Origin of the sequence: Thauera sp. WH-1 (assembly GCF_047806685.1) — a bacterium.
Classification (GTDB): Bacteria; Pseudomonadota; Gammaproteobacteria; order Burkholderiales; family Rhodocyclaceae; genus Thauera.
In genome coordinates this window covers 1-18,039 of record NZ_JBLQGP010000005.1, presented here as the reverse complement: position 1 = coordinate 18,039, position 18,039 = coordinate 1, and the positions used below count along the sequence as shown (strand labels likewise).

At 69.2% G+C, this 18,039-nt stretch carries 16 protein-coding genes and 1 pseudogene; 12 read left to right on the top strand and 5 right to left on the bottom strand.

All coding sequences use genetic code 11. The annotated features are described in order from the left end of the window. Positions 1 to 63: 63 nt before the first annotated feature. Both ACMV5O_RS06800 and ACMV5O_RS06795 read left to right on the top strand, forming a co-directional pair. Positions 64 to 342, top strand: a pseudogene (locus ACMV5O_RS06800) (hypothetical protein); the annotation flags it as partial. Between the two features lie 156 nt (positions 343 to 498). Continuing rightward, complete coding sequence (locus ACMV5O_RS06795; protein ID WP_416162794.1) at positions 499 to 1,119, top strand: hypothetical protein; 621 nt, start codon at positions 499 to 501, stop codon at positions 1,117 to 1,119. A 100-nt stretch (positions 1,120 to 1,219) separates the two neighbouring features. Here the strand turns inward: ACMV5O_RS06795 and ACMV5O_RS06790 are convergent, their stop codons facing one another. Beyond that, positions 1,220 to 2,788 (bottom strand): hypothetical protein, encoded by a 1,569-nt coding sequence (locus tag ACMV5O_RS06790; protein ID WP_416162793.1) that lies wholly within the window; start codon positions 2,786 to 2,788, stop codon positions 1,220 to 1,222. 66 nt (positions 2,789 to 2,854) lie between these two features. Then, complete coding sequence (locus tag ACMV5O_RS06785; RefSeq protein WP_416162792.1) at positions 2,855 to 3,622, bottom strand: MerR family transcriptional regulator; 768 nt, start codon at positions 3,620 to 3,622, stop codon at positions 2,855 to 2,857. Positions 3,623 to 3,719: 97 nt separating this feature from the next. Between ACMV5O_RS06785 and ACMV5O_RS06780 the strand changes: the two genes are divergently transcribed. Both ACMV5O_RS06780 and ACMV5O_RS06775 read left to right on the top strand, forming a co-directional pair. Continuing rightward, positions 3,720 to 4,553, top strand: a complete 834-nt coding sequence (locus ACMV5O_RS06780) for a hypothetical protein (protein ID WP_416162791.1) — start codon at positions 3,720 to 3,722, stop codon at positions 4,551 to 4,553. A gap of 29 nt (positions 4,554 to 4,582) precedes the next feature. Continuing rightward, positions 4,583 to 5,026, top strand: coding sequence for a hypothetical protein (locus ACMV5O_RS06775; RefSeq protein WP_416162790.1), 444 nt, complete (start codon positions 4,583 to 4,585; stop codon positions 5,024 to 5,026). A 25-nt stretch (positions 5,027 to 5,051) separates the two neighbouring features. Here the strand turns inward: ACMV5O_RS06775 and ACMV5O_RS06770 are convergent, their stop codons facing one another. The 3 genes from ACMV5O_RS06770 to ACMV5O_RS06760 all read right to left on the bottom strand — a co-directional run bounded on the left by ACMV5O_RS06770 (position 5,052) and on the right by ACMV5O_RS06760 (position 7,555). Then, positions 5,052 to 5,423 carry a thiol-disulfide oxidoreductase DCC family protein gene (locus tag ACMV5O_RS06770; protein ID WP_416162789.1) on the bottom strand — a complete coding sequence of 124 codons (372 nt, stop codon included), beginning with the start codon at positions 5,421 to 5,423 and terminating at the stop codon, positions 5,052 to 5,054. A 65-nt stretch (positions 5,424 to 5,488) separates the two neighbouring features. Further along, complete coding sequence (locus tag ACMV5O_RS06765; protein ID WP_416162788.1) at positions 5,489 to 5,767, bottom strand: type II toxin-antitoxin system HicA family toxin; 279 nt, start codon at positions 5,765 to 5,767, stop codon at positions 5,489 to 5,491. Between the two features lie 57 nt (positions 5,768 to 5,824). Further along, a complete protein-coding gene (locus tag ACMV5O_RS06760; protein WP_416162926.1) occupies positions 5,825 to 7,555 on the bottom strand; it encodes an ATP-binding domain-containing protein in 1,731 nt (576 codons plus the stop codon). 125 nt (positions 7,556 to 7,680) lie between these two features. On the opposite strand from ACMV5O_RS06760, the gene recC reads away from it, so the two are divergent. The 8 genes from recC (at position 7,681) to ilvD (ending at position 17,621) form a co-directional block, all read left to right on the top strand. Continuing rightward, positions 7,681 to 11,274 carry an exodeoxyribonuclease V subunit gamma gene (gene recC, locus ACMV5O_RS06755; protein ID WP_416162787.1) on the top strand — a complete coding sequence of 1,198 codons (3,594 nt, stop codon included), beginning with the start codon at positions 7,681 to 7,683 and terminating at the stop codon, positions 11,272 to 11,274. Positions 11,275 to 11,294: 20 nt separating this feature from the next. Beyond that, the gene (locus ACMV5O_RS06750) at positions 11,295 to 11,897 is read left to right on the top strand and encodes an IMPACT family protein (protein WP_416162786.1); all 603 of its coding nucleotides are present in this window, start codon (positions 11,295 to 11,297) and stop codon (positions 11,895 to 11,897) included. A gap of 146 nt (positions 11,898 to 12,043) precedes the next feature. Further along, positions 12,044 to 12,475, top strand: a complete 432-nt coding sequence (locus ACMV5O_RS06745; protein WP_416162785.1) for an Hsp20/alpha crystallin family protein — start codon at positions 12,044 to 12,046, stop codon at positions 12,473 to 12,475. A 19-nt stretch (positions 12,476 to 12,494) separates the two neighbouring features. Beyond that, positions 12,495 to 12,902, top strand: a complete 408-nt coding sequence (locus ACMV5O_RS06740; RefSeq protein ID WP_416162784.1) for an Hsp20/alpha crystallin family protein — start codon at positions 12,495 to 12,497, stop codon at positions 12,900 to 12,902. A 51-nt stretch (positions 12,903 to 12,953) separates the two neighbouring features. Continuing rightward, complete coding sequence (locus ACMV5O_RS06735) at positions 12,954 to 13,580, top strand: hypothetical protein (protein ID WP_416162783.1); 627 nt, start codon at positions 12,954 to 12,956, stop codon at positions 13,578 to 13,580. 159 nt (positions 13,581 to 13,739) lie between these two features. Next, complete coding sequence (locus tag ACMV5O_RS06730; RefSeq protein ID WP_416162782.1) at positions 13,740 to 14,057, top strand: co-chaperone GroES; 318 nt, start codon at positions 13,740 to 13,742, stop codon at positions 14,055 to 14,057. Positions 14,058 to 14,092: 35 nt separating this feature from the next. After that, positions 14,093 to 15,715, top strand: a complete 1,623-nt coding sequence (gene groL, locus ACMV5O_RS06725) for a chaperonin GroEL (protein WP_416162781.1) — start codon at positions 14,093 to 14,095, stop codon at positions 15,713 to 15,715. A gap of 226 nt (positions 15,716 to 15,941) precedes the next feature. Beyond that, positions 15,942 to 17,621: a dihydroxy-acid dehydratase gene (gene ilvD, locus ACMV5O_RS06720; RefSeq protein WP_416162780.1), complete on the top strand. Its 1,680-nt coding sequence runs from the start codon at positions 15,942 to 15,944 to the stop codon at positions 17,619 to 17,621. Positions 17,622 to 18,039: the final 418 nt, after the last annotated feature.

Genomic DNA, 18,039 nt, shown 5'->3' with positions numbered 1-18,039 from the left:
CCCTTCTCAGCGGCCCGATTCGTCGCCACAGCCTGGCCGCGTGCAGGCGCCGAGATCCGCTTCGAGTTCGCCGCGCTCGACGACGACGGCAACGGCTGGATCGACGAGGCCGACGCGACCTGGTCGCTGCTGCGGCTGTGGTCGCCCGCTGCCGAGGGCAAGGGCAGGCTGCAGACCCTGAACGAGGCCGGCATCGGCGCCTTCTATCTCGGCCGGGTCGACACCCCGTTCAGCCTCAAGGACGCCGCCAACGACACCCAGGGCCTGCTGCGCGCGAGCAGCATCTACCTGCGCGAGGACGGTCGGGTGGGCACGCTGAGCCAGGTCGACCTGCGCGTCTGAGCGGGCTGCGGCGGCCGTCGGCACGCCATCCGCGTCGCTGCGCGGCACGACGCCCGTCGCCCCCTGAGTTGGATCAAGGCAGCACCGCGCGGGGCCATGGACAATCGGATTCCTCCCCCAGTCCGATCCCTCCAGCCCCGATACCGAGGTGCCGTCTTGAGCTTGCCCGATTTCTACCGTGATGTTCCGCGCCTGCGTGTGCGCGATCCGCTCGCCGACTTCCTCGCCGCCGCCGAGGGCGGCGTGCTGGACTACGGCTACGAGGACGCGGTCAAGCTCGCCGGCCACTCCTGCCCGACCGTGGCCTCGGCCTATGCGCTCGGCTGCCACGCCCTTGCCGCCCTCTACCCGGGCGAACTGCCCGAGCGCGGCGGCGTGCGCATCGACTTCGCCGAGCCTGTGGACAGCGGCGTGACCGGCGTCATCGCCAGCGTCCTCACCCTGCTCACGGGCGCAGCGCAGCAGGGCGGCTTCAAGGGCATCGGTGGCCACTTCGTGCGCCGCGACCTGCAGCACTTCGGGGTGGAGCTGCCCTTGTCGCTGCGCTTCACGCGCCTGGACAGCGGCAAGTCCGTCGATGCGTCGGCCGAGCTCGCGCGTGTGCCGCCACACCCCGAGGCCTCGGCACTGCTCGGCCTGTGCCTGCGCGGCCAGGCGGATGCAGATACGCGGCGCCGCTTCGGTGAGCTGTGGCAGCAGCGGGTGGCGCGCATCCTGCTGGACCATTGGGACGACGAGGCGGTGTTCCAGGTCCGCGACTGCTCGGCCGCGTCTTGAGAAGCTGACCTGCATTGGACTTAGGTTGAAGGGCCCCCGCTGAAAACCTGAGCGCTTTGGGTGCATGAGGCTTCGCCGATAGCCTGACAGCGAGTGCTGCTCAAGATCGCATGCGGCGCGGTTGCATGGCTTGGGCCCGCTGCTGAGCGTCGAAAATAGCCTGCGCGGCATCTCCAGCCAGAACTTGATCCACCTTGAGCACCGACTCGCCTTCGCTTGCCACAATCCACGGCAACCAGGGTCGGGAGTCAAACTCGTCGCTCTGGAGGGTGCGACTCAAGGCCCGCGTGGCCCAACCCGGCGCCTTGATGGCGATGACGACATCGATCCACGGCCGCGACCGGCGCAGTTCGGTGAAGAACCAATCCCCCAGCGAGCACTCGTCGGCGTCACCCGTTGGTGGGGTGAGCGCCGCTTTGAAGTCCGCGGCATCGAAGGGCGTTCTGTCGCCAACGATCACAAGCAGCGGATCACCGCCGCTTCGCTGCCAGTCGGCCAGCACCCTCGCCAGCGCGACGCGCGTAGCGGTCGGTGCATTGGCACCGATCACGACCACCACCTTCTCGTGGCTGAAGAGGGCCAGTTCGCTATCCGGGAAGAACAGTATCGGAATGGTTCGCATGTAGCGGCGGCGGTCCATGCCCCTGCGACGAATGGCAGCGTCAGAGTCCCGCCGCTCATAGAGCACCCAGCCATCGCCAGCGTCTGATGAGAAGCCCTCGATCTCGCCATGGTCACGTGTGGCCAAGAACGCCTTGCACACCGAACCGTCGCTCGATACCAGTTCCGGCGAGGAGTAGTTCGTCAGTTGGCCGTAACCCTCGATGCACAGGCTGTACTGATTGCCTTGCGGGGCCGCGTCGCCCGATTGCCAGATCATCGACTCCCATTCCTCGTTGCTGATGCCACGATTCACCATGATCACCGCGTGCAGGGCGTGCCTGGGCTCGTGACCGGTTCGCGCGGCGCGGCGCGCCTGCTCCGTGGCGATCATGCGCAGCGCACGAAAGTCGCCCTCGCCGAGGTACGCGACTGAAGCCACGTCGGGATCGCGCAGGGCCTTGGCCAGACTTGCATAAAACGCTGGCGTATGCGTGTCCGGCCGGCGGCTCACCCAGGAATCTGCTCGACGACTGGCCTCGCGCGCAGCGTCTCGTCCGAGAAAGCAGAATGCATGCTCGCTGGCGCTGACCCGCGCGCTGATGCGGGCCAGCAGCGGGTCGTTCGAGCGCAGGCGCCCTTGGGCTGCGCGCACAGTCAATATGGCCTGACGCGCAAAAGACCGCATCTGGGCCGAGTTACGGTGGCGTAGCCATTGCTCAGCGCCCTCCGTCGTATCCTCCCCCGACCACGCGAATAGGCGATCGAACGCCGGAAAAGGAACCGGAGGCGAGGGCGCCGAGTCGCGATCGCGCGCCGTGCGCTCGTCGCTATCGGCACGCGTGAGCGCTTCCGTCACTTCAGGAGGCAAGGCCTCGGGCACGACCATGACATAGTCCCAGATGTCCCCTGGACGATCGATCAGGAGCAATTCATAGACGCGACACGCACGTTCCGAGGCCTGGATGAGTTGCGATAGCGGGCTCGTTACCAAGCGGACGCGAAAAGGGAAATCGCCGTGTCGCGACCGTCCCAGGTCAACCGTGAGTTCAAGTTCATGATTTGCCATTCGATCCTCCCTGTCTGAATTGTTCGCCCGATCGCGCTGCGGCCACCGGTGGTGCGGTGGGCGTCCTTACGGAATTGGAATTGCGCGCGCGGCGTCGTCGACACAGCTATCCAAGAGCGATGGCTGCGCGGCTTCGGTTGACGACGTCAGGTCCCGCTCGCGCAAGTACCTTCGGCACAACTGCAGGCGGTGATTGACCAGGGCATTCATGGAGCCGGCGTGGAAGGCGTCGCGCGCGCCCACGTAGGAGAGGTGGCGTTTGATGGTCTCGCCCGGCTTCGGATGGAGCCGCCTGAACTGCTCATCGGTCAGGCCCGATTGCACCAATTCGTCCAGGATGCGCTTTGTGCCCTCGGGCGTTGCCGGCTCAAGTGACGGCGTCATGCTTGCCTCACCGTGCACTCTGCCCTGGACCAAGGCTGCGATCTCCGAGAGCATCGTCTGCATAGCGTTGGGCGACAGGCCCGCGCGCTCGGTGGCGATCAGCACCTCGACGCCTTCGCCCACGACGCAACGGAGCAGTTTCTCGACGCGATCGCCTCGGTGAGGGTGGGCAACAAGCGAAGGACGACCCGTCGATGATGCCCTGGCGGCTTCGTAGAGCGCCGCGAGGCCATCAACAGCTCTGTCCTTCTTGATTTGATTCAACACATCGAGGTGGGCTCTCGAGTAAACGGCGAACCTGCCTTGCAGGGCAGGCGGAGGTAGTAAGCCTTCCGTCTGGTAGTAGCGGATCGTTCTGATGGTGAGGCCGCTCAATTCGGCTAGCTTGTCGATTTTCCATCCCGCTTCGTCGGTCGGTGAGGTGCCGCCAAGTGGTGTATCCTCAGTCATAATGTTAACCATTACACTTGTAATTGTCAGTCTTTAATGATAGGCTGCGGTAACGCTTCTGGCAACTCCAATCAAGCACGGCGGGAGAGAACGACGTATGTCCAATCAGCGAACCCACGGCGGCCTGTATCTCGTCACCCTCAATAATGAGACGCCTATCTCGGTCAATGCGGGAGATCACCGGGTCGCGCAACGAGCCATCCAGGTTCGACGCGGCGATATCAAAGTGGGTAAGTCTGAGCACCTGACAAAACGCCATGGCAACTACGTACGGAACTTTGGCCGAGATCACGTCAATTTTTCTGTGCTTGCCTATATCCCCGGCGGAAAGTCCGATCGGGATCGTGCAGAGTCGGTCGTTTTCGAATGCTTTCGCCCGTTCCGGATCAGGGGGACGACAGGTCGACTCAACGAGTGGATGAATGGGGTGAGCGCGTCCGACGCGAGGGCAATGGCACTTGAAGCACTGCGCGACTCCGGCATTGAGCACCTCGTGGTACCGGAAGAGGGTGACGGGTCGGCAGATACCCCGCCGATGGCGGTCGTCGGGCAGGTTCGCGCCACCGCGGATCGGAATCGCAAGGCCAACCGCCGTGGCGGCGCGACCGCTTCTGATTCGCCCACGAACGGGTATGCGCAGCAGACGATCATGCATATCGACTTTCTCGACGCAAATGACGTCCTTGACGGTCAGACGTTCAAGCGACTGCATCATCGGTCGTCGGTCTCGGCCGCGACCCACCGTAGTTACTGCGCCGAGCGCATCGCCAGAAGCGGAGATTTCGACCGAGGCGTAAGAGGTGAGCCGAACAGGAATGTGTGCCGCCGTCTCGGGCTCATTGCAGATGCGTTGAGCGCTCGTGTTCCGCCGGTTTCCCGCGACGAGATCGAGGTGCTGATACGACAAGCGCTTCGCGAATTTCCCCTGTGAGGTGGAGACCTGCTTTCCGGAATCTCGCCATGAGGCGGATCGGCCTGCTTGCGCTGGTGCTCGTCACAATGTCCAGTAACACTCAGGCATCGGCGATTGGTGCCATCGGCAGCCTGATCATCAAGTTCTTCGGCGACGCTGCGGCGTCGCGTGAGTTGGTTCAGTCGGGAAGGGCGGTTCGTGAGGGTGCTGAAACCCTCCCGGCCACAGGGCGGCCTCCGAATTCGTCGTCTGCACCGACGGAGGCGGCCAGCAGTCCCGCCGTCGCGCCGAAGCCCGAGAGGGAAGACTGGGGCGGACCATTGCCATTGGTCGAGCGAGATGTTTCGAGGGATGAGGTGTTGAGGCGTGGCGTGGCCGGCGGCCGGTCGGTGTTGGAGCATGAGAAGCAGACCGCCTGCGCAGACGGTAATGGCGGTAACGCCCTCGCGATGGAAGGTCGTTCGGGCTGCGGTGACGGAGCGAGCTACTGAGGGGCTGGCACACGGGGCATGCCGGCTAGTCGCGCCCGCTGGCGCGCAGACGCCGCAGCACGCTAGCGCGATAGAGGGCCGACAGCAGGCGGCGCAGGCCGGGCAGCCCGATCAGCCAGGCGAGCGGACGCAGCAAGGGCACGCGCGACATCAGCAGGATGTAGGCGTCGAGCTCGCGATGGATGCGACCGCGGGCGTCGGCGACGTGGAGTTCGCGCAGGGCGAGGCCGGGGTCGATCCCCTGCGCGCGCAAGTCCTCGTCGCGTCCGGTGATGTCGATCCAGCACACGGTGTCCGCCGCGTCGCCCGCCAGCGACTCGTACTGCTGGCGGTCGCGCACGCAGCGTGGGCAGGCGCCGTCGTAATACACGGTCAGCCGTTCCGGATCGTCCTTCATCGCATCGTCTTCATCGCATTGCGCGCCTGCCGTCTAGCGGGCGCGCGGGCTTGGGCCTGGCGTGCTCATTGCCCCGACTCGTCGTAGAGCGAGGGCGTGACCCCGGCGCTGGCGAGGAATTCGCGCAGTTGCTTGATCGCCTGCTTGCCGAATTCGTTGCTGTGGTGCGGGTGGTGGAGGAAGAACTCGTGGCGGTTGAGCACGACGCGAAAGCGCGCGCCGTGTCCGCTCTCGACGAGCGCGCCGAGATGGTTCAACAGCGATTCCACCTCGCGCCACTGCAGGTTGCTCGGGGGCGGGTCGCGGAAGATCGCCTGTAGGACGTTGCGGTGCTTGTTGCTCATGCTGCAGCCTCGTGCGGGGAAGCGACACTTCCATGGTAGTCCGCCCGGCTCCAGCTTTCAGCCTTGCGCTTGCCCCGCCCCGATGCCGAGCGCGGCCTGTCCGGCCTTTGCCGGGTCGGCCGTCAGCATGGCGGCCGCGCGCTCCGACGCCACCAGGATCAGCTTCATCGTCGCCCGCGTCGCACCCACGAAGAGCTTGCGCATGGTGAGCTCGTCCATCCCGTCTGCCCTCGGTTCGAAGTCGATCTCGGTGAAGATGATGCAGGGCGCGGACTGGCCCTTGAAGCGGTACACGGAATCGATCAGCAGCTCGCCCTGCGAGTGCTCGGGCTCGCCGAGCAGGTCGTAGCGGCCGGTGAAGGCGCGCAGGCGGTGGGGGCCGAGGTGCTCTAGCGGGGTGAAGCGCGAATGCTCGCGGCCGCGGAAGGTGAGCAGCACGATCATGTCGCGGCGAAAGCCCAGCCCGAGCGCGCGCGTGATCGCGCGCTTGGTGGCTTCCAGCATGCCGGCCTCGTCGTGCCAGGCGAGCAGCTCGGGTTCGCTGTCGGCCACCGGGCTGCCGGCGCGGATCGGGGTGGGCAGGGGCAGGCAGGCGTTGAGCAGCGCGAGCACGTCGGCCGGGGTGCGGTAGTTGGTGTCGGCGCTGAGCCCGACCCAGCCCGGCAGGGCCACCGCGGGGCGGTCGTAGAGGTTCTGCAGCGGGTCTTCCAGCCACCAGGCGCGCCCGCCCGGCTTGAGCAGTGCGAGCAGGGCGTCGCGCCAGGGCTCCATGAAGTCCTGGCCTTCGTCGATGATCAGCTCGTCGAACTGCCACCGGGGGTCGGGCTGCCCGCTGGCGGGGGCGGCCACCAGGGCGGCGAAGTCCGCCTCCATGCGGCGAAAGGCGCCGGGGGCGCCGAAGCGCGGCGGACGGCCGGCGTCGCGCAGGCGACGGTCGCAGAGCTGGTGGTAGGTGGCGATCTCGCCGCCGGCGGGGGCGATACGGGCGAAGTGGTCGGCCAGCGGGCGGTTGTAGCAGACGTAGAGCGGGCGCCGGCCGGCAGCGAGCGCATCGGTGTAGGCGGCGAGCGCGAGCTGGGTCTTGCCGCTGCCGGCGGTGGCGGTCACGCGCAGGCGGTGCGGGCTCATGTCGATGCGGCGCGCCCATTCGGTGAGCCCGCCCGACAGCCGTGTGCTCAGGTCGTCCACCTGGCCGATGTGGGATTGCACGTCGGGCACCAGCTCGAGCAGGTCGGCGAAGAAGCGGTGCAGGGCCTGCTGGCGGGCAGGGTCGGCGGGCGGTGCACCGTCGGCGTCGCGGGTGAGGGCGAGGATCGTGGCCACCAGCTGCTCGCGCCGCGGCGCATCGACGATGCGCGCCGGGTCGAGGCCGGCGGTGCCGGGCTGGCGCACGCTGTAGTCGGGGCAGTAGAGCAGCACGTCGAGCATCGGCTCGGCGCCGCTCAGCGCCGGGCGCAGGCGGGCACGCAAGGCGTCGGCCTGGCGCGCCAGATCCACGCTGATGTTGCGCTCGCGCCGCCGGCCCGGTCGCAGCAGCCCATGCTCGCCCTCGTCGAGGAAGCCGGCCTGCTGTTCGACGAGCAGGATCCGCCCGCCCGGCCCGAGGACGACGAAGCCGATGTCGCCGAACACCGCCACGCTGCCTTCGGCCCGCGTCCAGTGCAGGCCGTGGTAGATCGTCGTGTCGGCGGGCAGCGCACCGGCGAGCAGCGCGAGCGTCTGCAGCTCGCGGGCGCGGGCGCCGCTGGCGGGCAGCAGGCGCCAGCCTTCGGGGTGGGTCTTGGCCATGGCGGTGGGTGGGCGATGAACAGCGGGCAGTTTACACATTCGCGCGCCGGCACCCGCGGCGGCGCGATGCGCTATCCTGCGGCGCTCGCCGCGTTGCCCGGCCGGCGCCCCTGCGGAAACCGTGCATGCTGTCCCTGAGCTTTTCCAACCGCTTCGAAATCCTCCTCGACGAGCTCCTCGAGCGCCTGGCCGAGGAGCAGCCCGGCCCCTTCGGCGAGCGCGAGGTGGTGGTGCCGAGCGCCGCGCTGCGCCGTCGGCTCGAGCTGGCGGTGGCCGACCACGAGGGCGTGTGCGCCAACCTGCGCTGCGACTTCCTCGCCCAGTGGCTGTGGCAGCAGATCGGCCGCGTCGTGCCCGAGGTGCCGGCGCGCTCGCCCTTCTCGCCGGCGCTGCTGGCCTGGCGCATCCACGGCCTGCTCGATGCGGACGCGGCCGAAGGCGCCTGGCTGAGCGAGCACCCGCGCCTAGCGCATTACCTCGCCGGCGCCGACGCGCGCATGCGCTTCGAGCTTGCCGAGCGCATCGCGCGCGTGTTCGACCACTACCTCACCTATCGGCCGCAGTGGCTGGCGCGCTGGAGCGAGGGCCGCGGCAGCGTGCTGGAGGCGGACGCGAGCGCCGCCGCGCGCGCCGACGAGGCCTGGCAGGCCGCGCTGTGGCGCCGCATCCGCGAGGCCATGGGCCTGCGCAGTGAGCATCCGGCGACCGCCTTCCTGCGCGCGGTGACGGCGATGGATCACGACGCGCTCGCCGCCACCGGCCTGCCGCGCAGCGTGCATGTGTTCGGCCTGCCGGCGCTGCCGCCGCTCTACCTCGACATGCTGCGCGAGCTGGCGCGGGTGGTGGATGTGCGCCTGTACGTGCTCAACCCCTGCCGCGAGTTCTGGTTCGACATCGTCGATGCGCGCCGCCTGTCCTGGCTCGCCACCCGCCAGCAGGACCTGTTCTTCGAGACCGGCAACCGCCTGCTCGCCGCCTGGGGCAAGCAGACCCGCGCCCACATCGGCCTGCTGTTCGAGGGCGAGCACGTGCTCGAGGACGAAGCCTTGTTCGCACCGCATCCCGGCCGCCATCTGCTTGCCCGCGTGCACAACGCCATCCTCGACCTGCAGGAACTCCCGCCCGCCGGGGTCAAGCTGGCCGCCGCCGACCGCAGCATCGAGGTGCATGTCTGCCATTCGCGCACGCGCGAGCTCGAGGTGCTGCACGACCGCCTGCTCGGGCTGTTCAAGGCGCACGAGGGCACGCCGGACGCGCTCAGCCCGGCCGACGTGGTGGTGCTCACCCCCGACCTGGAGGCGAGCGCGCCGCTGATCGAGGCGGTGTTCGGCACCGCGCCGCCGGCGCGCCGCATCCCCTGGCGCATCACCGGCCTGGGCGGCACCCATGACAACCCCATCGCCCAGGTGCTCGACCGCATGCTCGGCCTGGCCGCCAGCCGTTTTCCCGCCACCCAGGTGTTCGATCTGCTGCAGCAGGCCCCGGTCGCCGCCCACCACGGCCTGGACGACACGGCGCTGGAGACCATCCATGACTGGCTGCGCGCCGCCGGCGTGCGCTGGGGCCTGGATGCCGGCGCGGTGCATGCGGTGCTGGGGCAGCCGGGGGGCGAGCCGACCGGCCTGCCGCATACGCTGGAGGAGGGCCTGCACCGCCTGTTCCTCGCCTGGGCCGCGGGCGACGCCGCCCAGCACGCGTCCTTTGCCGGGCGCATCGGCGCCGCCGCGCCCGAGGGCCAGGCGGCGCTCGCGCTTGGCCGCTTCTGGCGCTATGCCGAGAGCCTGCGTAGCCTGCGCACGCGCCTGCTGCAGGACCATGACGCCGCGGGCTGGCGCGCGCTGCTCAACGAGGTGCTCGACCGCCTGGTCGGCGACGCCGCAACCTGGGCGGACGAACTGCGCGAGCTGCGCGCCGCCATCGCCCAGCTCGCCGACGACATGACGGCGGGCGGCTGCGCGGCCGCGCAGGGGCTGGCGGTGATCCGCCCCGCGCTCGCGGCCCTGCTCGACGACCCGGCGCGCGGCGGCGTACCCGGCGGCACGCTCAGCTTCTCCGCGCTGTCCTCGCTGCGCGGGCTGCCCTATCGCGTGGTGTGCGTGATCGGGCTCGACCACGGGCTGTTCCCCGGCAGCGACCGCGCGGCCGAGTTCGACCTCATGGCGGCCCGCCCCCAGGCCGGTGACCGCCAGCGCCGGCTGGACGAGCGCAACCTCTTCCTCGACGTGCTGCTGTCGGCGCGCGAGGTGCTGCACCTGTCCTACGTCGGGCGCAGCGTGCGCGACGGCAGCGAATTGCGGCCCTCGGTGCTGGTCGATGAGTTGCTCGACGTGCTCGCCGAGGCCACCGCGAGCAGCGCCACCGACCCCGACGCGCTTGCCGCGGCGCGCCAGCGCCTGTGCGTGGCGCATCCGCTGCAGGCCTTCGCCCCCGACTACTTCCTGCCCGCCGAGCGTGGTGATGCGCGTCTGGTGAGTTTCAACGAAGGCTACGCCGAGGCCCTCGCCGCTCGCCTCGGGGCCGCGGCACGCGCGGCGGCGGCATCGCCCAATGGTCCGGTCGCGGACGCGGAGCACGGCGCCGAGCCCGCTGCGGCCAATGCTCAGGCCGCGCTGGCAGAGGCTTCGGAGGGCACGAGTGGGGGCGCGAGTGGGGGCGCGATCGAGGCCGTGACGGACGGCGAGTCGGAGGGCGCGTCGGACGACGAAGGCGAGGGCCCGTTTGCCGTCGATGTCGCCCCCTTCTTCGAGCGTCCCCTGCCGCCGCCCGGGCCGGAGTGGCGCTCGCTCACGCTCGAGCGCCTGGTGCGCTTCTACCGCAACCCCTGCCGCGAGCTGCTGCGTGAGCGCCTCGGCCTGGACCTGCCCGAAGCCGATGCCGAGCTCGAGGACACCGAGCGCTTCGTGCCCGACCGGCCCGCACGCTGGGCGCTGGCCGAGCGCCTGATGCCGGTACTGCTCGGCGCCCAGGCTGATGGGCGCGACCCCGCGCTGAGGGCCGCGGGCGAGGGCGCTGGTCGCGACGACGCGGCGCTCGCGCAGCTGGCGCGCGCCGGCGGCGAGTTCCCGCGCGGCGCCATGGGCGAAGCGGGCCTGGCCGCCGAGCTGGCGGCGATGCGCGACTTTGCCGCCCGCCTGGCCGTGGCGCGATGCGCGCCGGCGATCGAGGCCGCGAGTTGCCAGTGTGCGTTCGCGCTCGCCGGCGAGCCGTGGACGCTGGGCGCCGTGCTCGGCGAGCTGCGCCCCGAAGGCATGCTGCGCTGGCGCTATGCCGATGCCGGCGCCAGCCACTATCTCGAGGCCTGGATCGCCCACCTGATGCTGTGCGCCGGTGGCCCGGCCGGCGTCGAGCGCCGCACCCGGGTACTGCTGCGCGACGCCGATGTCGCCTTCGCCGCGCTCGACCCGGCACAGGCGCACGAGCTCCTCGCCGGCCTGCTGGCGCTCTACCGCGAGGGCCTGATGCAGCCGCTGCACTTCTTCCCCAAGTCGGCCTGGGCCTGCGTTTCCAACGACGGCAATGCGCGCAAGGCGCACGACAAATGGACGGGCGGCCAGCGCGCGCAGTTCGGCGAAGGCCGCGACCCCGCCTACCGCCTGGCGCTGCGCGGCGTCGAACAGCCGCTGGATGCGCGCTTCTTCGCGCTCGCGCAGCAGGTCTTCGGCCCCTTGCGTGAGCACCTGCAGCAAGCGGGCGCCGACGGCCTGGCGCCGCCGGCCTGAGTCACGAGGAAGCTCACGCCATGCCGCTCACCCTCGCCGCCCCCGTCCATAGCGAGCTGATCATCAAGAAGAGCCGCTTCATCGGCTGCGTGCAGCCGATGGCCGACCGCGCCGGCGCGCAGAAGGTGGTGGCCGAACTGTGGGCGCAGCACCCCGGCGCACGCCATGTGTGCTGGGCGCTGCTTGCGGGCGGCCAGTCGGCGGCGGTGGACGACGGCGAGCCCAGCGGCACCGCGGGCCGGCCGATGCTCGAGGTGCTGCGCCACCAGGACCTGGAAGGCGTGCTTGCCACCGTGGTGCGCTACTTCGGCGGCGTCAAGCTCGGCGCCGGCGGCCTGGTGCGCGCCTACACCGACGCCGTGGCCCAGGCCCTGCTGCAGGCCGAGAAGGTACCGATCGTGCGCCTCGCGACCTTGCGCTGCGCCGTGCCCTATGCCCTCGAGGGCCTGCTGCGGCGCGAACTCGATGGCGCAGGGGCGAAGCTGCAGAGGGTGACCCATGGCGACGCGGTCGAGCTGTGCTTCAGCCTGCCCGAGGATGCCGCCGCCGCCCTGCAGACCCGCCTGAGCGAGGCCGGCCAGGGCCGCATCGTGTGGCTGGAGGCGACGCCGGGGCCGGACTGAGCTGCGGCGCCGGGACGCGGCGGGACGGCGTATCGATCACGCGAGGATCACGCGCGCGGGGACTTGAAATCGAGCCGGTTGAAACCTAGTTAGGGAAGCGGGAGGCCCACCAGGGCGCTCGTTCCACACCACAACCGGAGGTTCGCATGTACGCCCGTTCATTGTTCCCCCGCGACGTGTTCGCGGAACTGGACCGCCTGCAGCGCGAGATGCAGCAGGCTTTCGACACCGGCCCCAGCATCCGCGGCCTGACACGCGGCTACCCCGCGCTCAACGTCGGCGGTACGCCGACGTCGGTGGAAATCTACGCTTTCGCACCCGGTCTCGACCCCGCCACGCTCGACGTCCAGCTCGAGAAGGGCATGCTCACCCTCGCCGGCGAGCGCAAGGCGCCGGAGGTCCCGGAAAAGGCGACCGTGCATATCGGCGAGCGCTTCTCGGGCCGCTTCCGCCGCGTCGTCAGCCTGCCCGACGACGTCGACCCCAATGCGATCGAGGCCAGGTACCGCGACGGCGTGCTGCACGTCAGCGTCCGCCGCAAGGAAGAAGCCCAGCCGCGCCGCATCGCCATCCAGTAAGGATTACGGAGGACAGACCATGAGCAACAAGACCGATATCGCGAGCGCCGCCACCAAGGCTGCCGCCCAGGGCTCCGCCGAGGCGCCGCGCGAGGAAGCGAGCCTGCTGCCGCCCGTCGACGTGATCGAGGACGCCGGCGGCATCACGCTCTACGCCGACCTGCCCGGGGTGCCGAAGGAGCGCCTCGCCCTGCAGGTCGAGGGCGACACGCTCAGCATCGAGGGCGAGCTGGCGCTGTCCGTGCCGGAAGGCATGGAGGCGAGCCACGCCGAGGTCAAGCTGCCGCGCTACCGCCGCATGTTTACGCTGTCGCGCGAGCTCGACCCGAACAAGGTCGAGGCGAAGTTCGAGCACGGCGTGCTGAGGCTGCGCATCCCCAAGGCGGAGCACGCCCAGCCCAAGCGCATCGAGGTGCAGATCGCCTGAGCTTTCTGGTAGTTTTCCATGGCGTCGGCCTTGAAGTGGAGGAAGAACGCCATGGACATCCTGACCAGCATCCGGGCCCAGATCGACGCTGTGCGGCTGCCGCTGTATGCGGTCACCGTCAGCGCCGTGCGCCGGCCCGACACCCCCCTGCTGCTGATGCTGCACTGGCACGGCTTTCGCAGGGACGAAGCGGCCGGACCGGAGCCCGCGCGACGGCGCGCGGTGCCCGGCTCGGCCCTGCAGCTCAATCCGCGCTGGCAGGCGCTCGAGGAGATCGACGGCGCGATGCTCGACGCCGCCTGGCAGCTCGGCGCCTGGGACATGGAGCGCAGCGTGCGCCGCGGCTGCAACGACGCGGGCGCGTCGGCACGCGAGGCCCATGAGTGCCGCCAGGCCTTCGGCGACAACCCGCTCGCCCCGGGCAGTGACGCCCACCTGGTTGCCGAGGCGCCCGATCGCGACGAACTGATGCAACTCGCCGCCCGCCGCGGCTACGTGCGCTGGCTGTTCCGCCCGGTGCGCTCCGGGCTGTGGCGCGCCGTCGCCGATGACGACACGCTCGACGCCGAGGGCGGGCGTACCCCCCCCTGCCCGGTGGCGCCGCGCGCGCTGGGCGAGCCGCAACGGGCGCCGGTGGTGTATCGACTCGGCCGCATCAGGCGCCTCCTGCTGCCCTGATTTCCCCCTCTTGAAATCCGTTTTCGCTGTCCCCATCTCGCCCTCCGTCGGCACACTCCCGACCGTGAATGCCGCGCCGCGCCTGGGTTCGTGGCCCGCGCCAGGCGCGGCTTCGCGATCGCTACTCTGGTGATATGAACTCGTAAAGGAGATCGAGAGATGCACATTCGTCCCCTACGCGACCGGATCATCGTCAAGCGCGTCGAAGCCCAGCGCACGACCGCGTCCGGCATCGTGATTCCCGATACTGCCGCCGAGAAGCCCGAGCAGGGCGAGGTCGTCGCCGTCGGCCCCGGCCGCCGCGACGACGCCGGCGCGCTGATCCCGATGGAGGTGAAGGCCGGCGATCTGGTGCTGTTCGGCAAGTACGCCGGGCAGACGGTGAAAATCGACGGCGAAGAACTGCTGGTGATGCGCGAGGACGACGTCATGGGCGTCGTCGAGCGCGATGCCGCGGCCTTGAAGAAGGCCGCCTGATTCCCCGGCAACCCGAATCAAGGAGACAAACAGACATGGCAGCAAAGATCGTCCAGTTCCACGATTCCGCCCGCGAACGCATCGTCCGCGGCGTCAATACCCTGGCCAATGCGGTCAAGGTGACCCTGGGCCCGAAGGGCCGCAACGTCGTGCTCGACCGCAGCTTCGGCGCGCCGGTGATCACCAAGGACGGCGTCTCGGTGGCCAAGGAGATCGAGCTCAAGGACAAGCTCGAGAACATGGGCGCGCAGATGGTCAAGCAGGTCGCCTCCAAGACCGCGGACGTCGCTGGTGACGGCACCACCACCGCCACTGTGCTCGCCCAGGCCATCGTCGTCGAAGGCATGAAGTACGTCGCCGCCGGCATGAACCCGATGGACCTCAAGCGCGGCATCGACAAGGCGGTCGCCGCCACCGTCGACGAGCTGAAGAAGCTGTCGAAGCCGTGCTCGACCGGCAAGGAGATCGCCCAGGTGGCGTCGATCTCGGCCAACTCCGACGCCGACATCGGCGACATCATCGCCCGTGCCATGGACAAGGTCGGCAAGGAAGGCGTGATCACCGTCGAGGACGGCAAGAGCCTGCAGAACGAGCTCGACGTCGTCGAGGGCATGCAGTTCGACCGCGGCTACCTGTCGCCCTACTTCATCAACAACCCGGACAAGCAGGTCGCCGTGCTCGACGATCCGCTGGTGCTGATCTACGACAAGAAGATCTCCAGCATCCGCGAGCTGCTGCCGGTGCTCGAGGAGGTCGCCAAGGCCGGCAAGCCGCTCCTGATCATCGCCGAGGACATCGAGGGCGAGGCGCTCGCCACCCTGGTGGTCAACAGCATGCGCGGCGTGCTCAAGGTCGCGGCGGTGAAGGCGCCCGGCTTCGGCGACCGCCGCAAGGCCATGCTCGAGGACATCGCCATCCTCACCGGCGGCACGGTGATTGCCGAGGAGACAGGCAAGCAGCTCGACAAGGCCACGCTTGCCGACCTCGGCCGCGCCAAGCGCGTCGAGGTGCACAAGGAGAACACCACGATCATCGACGGCGCCGGCGAGGACGCCAGCATCAAGGCCCGCGTGGCGGCGATCCAGCGTCAGATCGAGGACGCCACCTCCGACTACGACCGCGAGAAGCTGCAGGAGCGCGTCGCCAAACTCGCCGGCGGCGTGGCGGTGATCAAGGTCGGTGCGGCGACCGAGGTCGAGATGAAGGAGAAGAAGGACCGCGTCGACGACGCCCTGCACGCCACCCGCGCAGCGGTGGAAGAGGGCATCGTGCCCGGCGGCGGGGTCGCGCTGCTGCGCGCCCGCGCCGCGGTGAAGGCGCTCAAGGGCGACAACCACGACCAGGACGCCGGCATCAAGATCGTGCTGCGCGCGCTCGAGGAGCCGCTGCGCGCGATCGCGGCCAACGCCGGCGACGAGCCGAGCGTGGTGGTGGCCAAGGTCGAGGAGGGCGCTGGCAACTTTGGCTACAACGCCGCCAGCGGCGAGTACGGTGACCTGGTCGCGATCGGCGTCATCGACCCGACCAAGGTTACCCGCAGCGCGCTGCAGAATGCGGCCTCGGTCGCCGGCCTGATCCTCACCACCGACGCCACCGTGGCCGAGGCGCCGAAGGAGGAGAAGGCCGCTGCGCCGGCGATGCCGGAGATGGATTACTGATCCGGCCTGCGCGTCTGCCGTCGCGCAGGCGCGCACTCTGCACGCGGTCGCAGCATGACGACGCCCGCAACGGGGAGGCCCGTTGCGGGCGTTTCATCATGGCGCAGGGCGGGTTGGGCACTGACACGGGCGTCGGCAGGACCTATAACGGGACAACGCCGGCAATCCCTTGCCCCTGGGCTGCATCCCCGCACCTTCGCACAAGCCACTTCCAGAGGTCTTCGAGATGAGCGACATCACCGACAACATGCGCAAGCACTCCTCCCAGGTCGTCGACGGCATCGAGGCCGCCCCTGCGCGTGCCATGCTGCGCGCCGTCGGCTTCAACGACGAGGATTTCAGGAAGCCGCAGATCGGCATCGCCTCGACCTGGGCCAACGTCACGCCCTGCAACATGCACATCGACAAACTCGCGCAAGAGGCCGAGAAGGGTGCGAACGCGGCCGGCGGCAAGGCCGTCATCTTCAACACCATCACCATCTCCGACGGCATCGCCAACGGCACCGAGGGCATGAAGTACTCGCTGGTGTCGCGTGAGGTCATCGCCGACTCCATCGAGACCGTGGCCGGCTGCGAAGGCTTCGACGGCCTCATCGCGATTGGCGGCTGCGACAAGAACATGCCCGGTTGCCTCATCGGCATGGCCCGCCTGAACCGCCCCTCGATCTTCGTCTACGGCGGCACCATCCGGCCCGGCGCCGGCCATACCGACATCATCTCGGTGTTCGAGGCCGTCGGCCGGCACGCCGCGGGGGAGCTCAGCCTGCATCAGTTCAAGCAGATCGAGGACACCGCCATCCCGGGGCCGGGCTCCTGCGGCGGCATGTACACCGCCAACACCATGGCCTCGGCGATCGAAGCGCTGGGCATGTCGCTGCCGGGTTCGTCGGCGCAGGAAGCGGTCTCGGTCGACAAGGCCTCGGACTGCTACCGTGCCGGTCAGCAGGTGCTGGAGTTGCTCGCACGCGACATCAAGCCGCGCGACATCATGACCCGCAAGGCCTTCGAGAACGCGATCCGCGTGACCATCGCGCTCGCCGGTTCCACCAACGCCGTGCTGCATCTGCTCGCCATGGCCCACGCCGTGGACGTGGAGCTGACGCTGGACGACTTCGTCGAGATCGGCAAGACCACGCCGGTGCTCGCCGACCTGCGCCCGAGCGGCAAGTACATGATGTCCGAGCTGGTCGCGATCGGCGGCATCCAGCCGCTGATGAAGCGCATGCTCGATGCCGGCCTGCTGCACGGCGACACGCTGACCGTCACCGGCAGGACGCTGGCGGAGAACCTCGCCGATGTCGCCGACTATCCGCCGGGTCAGGACATCATTCGCCCCTTCGCCAACCCGATCAAAACGGACTCGCATCTGGTCATCCTGCACGGCAACCTGTCGCCAACCGGCGCGGTCGCCAAGATCACCGGCAAGGAAGGCCTGCGCTTCGCGGGCCGCGCGCGCGTCTATCACGGCGAGGAGGCCGCGCTGGCCGGCATCCTCGACGGCGAGGTGGTCGCCGGCGATGTCATCGTGATCCGCTACGAGGGGCCGAAGGGCGGTCCGGGCATGCGCGAAATGCTGTCGCCGACCTCGGCCGTCATGGGCAAAGGCCTCGGCAAGGACGTCGCGCTCATCACCGATGGCCGCTTCTCCGGCGGCTCTCATGGCTTCGTGGTCGGCCACATCACGCCGGAAGCCTTCGACGGCGGCCCGATCGCGCTGGTCGAGAACGGCGATGCCATCACCATCGACGCGCAAACCCGCGAGATCAGCCTAGATGTGTCGGATGCGGTGCTTGCCGCGCGCCGAGCGCGCTGGACGCAGCCGAAGCCGCTCTACACGCGCGGCGTCCTGGCCAAGTACGCAAAGCTGGTCTCCAGCGCCTCGGAAGGCGCCGTCACCGACAAGTAAGTGGGGCCGCGCGCGTGCGGAAGGGCTCGCGTGCCAGGCGGTACGCATGGACGAGAAGATGCGACGGGTTTCGGGTATCGGCCGCGACCGGCCGGCGGCGACCCTGCTCCAGATCCGACGTTGAGCGAGACCGCTCAGGCTCAAGCAGCCCTGCGCTTGGTGATGTCGATTTTCTCGCGCGGCTGGCGGCTTCGTCGGGCGACAGGGCATTGGCGCATCGTTTGGCGAGGTCAGTACCCCGCGAAGATCTGCGGTCGGAGATGCCGGCAGGATTCTCCTCGTCGGACTCTCCTGGATGACCGGTTTACTGCGACCAACTCGGAGCTCGCGTTGGCTTAACCCGGCCATCAGGAGACATAGCGGCTGAGAAATTTCCTCCAACGCGAACGGCGGGTAACCGATCTGGGACTGGTCATCG

Coding starts and splice junctions, on each gene's coding strand:
- recC (WP_416162787.1), top strand. CDS start 7,681: ATGCTGTCCCTGAGCTTTTCCAACCGCTTCGAAATCCTCCTCGACGAG.
- ACMV5O_RS06750 (WP_416162786.1), top strand. CDS start 11,295: ATGCCGCTCACCCTCGCCGCCCCCGTCCATAGCGAGCTGATCATCAAG.
- ACMV5O_RS06735 (WP_416162783.1), top strand. CDS start 12,954: ATGGACATCCTGACCAGCATCCGGGCCCAGATCGACGCTGTGCGGCTG.
- ACMV5O_RS06785 (WP_416162792.1), bottom strand. CDS start 3,622: ATGACTGAGGATACACCACTTGGCGGCACCTCACCGACCGACGAAGCG.
- ACMV5O_RS06760 (WP_416162926.1), bottom strand. CDS start 7,555: ATGGCCAAGACCCACCCCGAAGGCTGGCGCCTGCTGCCCGCCAGCGGC.
- ilvD (WP_416162780.1), top strand. CDS start 15,942: ATGAGCGACATCACCGACAACATGCGCAAGCACTCCTCCCAGGTCGTC.
- ACMV5O_RS06790 (WP_416162793.1), bottom strand. CDS start 2,788: ATGGCAAATCATGAACTTGAACTCACGGTTGACCTGGGACGGTCGCGA.
- groL (WP_416162781.1), top strand. CDS start 14,093: ATGGCAGCAAAGATCGTCCAGTTCCACGATTCCGCCCGCGAACGCATC.
- ACMV5O_RS06740 (WP_416162784.1), top strand. CDS start 12,495: ATGAGCAACAAGACCGATATCGCGAGCGCCGCCACCAAGGCTGCCGCC.
- ACMV5O_RS06780 (WP_416162791.1), top strand. CDS start 3,720: ATGTCCAATCAGCGAACCCACGGCGGCCTGTATCTCGTCACCCTCAAT.
- ACMV5O_RS06730 (WP_416162782.1), top strand. CDS start 13,740: ATGCACATTCGTCCCCTACGCGACCGGATCATCGTCAAGCGCGTCGAA.
- ACMV5O_RS06770 (WP_416162789.1), bottom strand. CDS start 5,423: ATGAAGGACGATCCGGAACGGCTGACCGTGTATTACGACGGCGCCTGC.
- ACMV5O_RS06765 (WP_416162788.1), bottom strand. CDS start 5,767: ATGAGCAACAAGCACCGCAACGTCCTACAGGCGATCTTCCGCGACCCG.
- ACMV5O_RS06775 (WP_416162790.1), top strand. CDS start 4,583: ATGAGGCGGATCGGCCTGCTTGCGCTGGTGCTCGTCACAATGTCCAGT.
- ACMV5O_RS06745 (WP_416162785.1), top strand. CDS start 12,044: ATGTACGCCCGTTCATTGTTCCCCCGCGACGTGTTCGCGGAACTGGAC.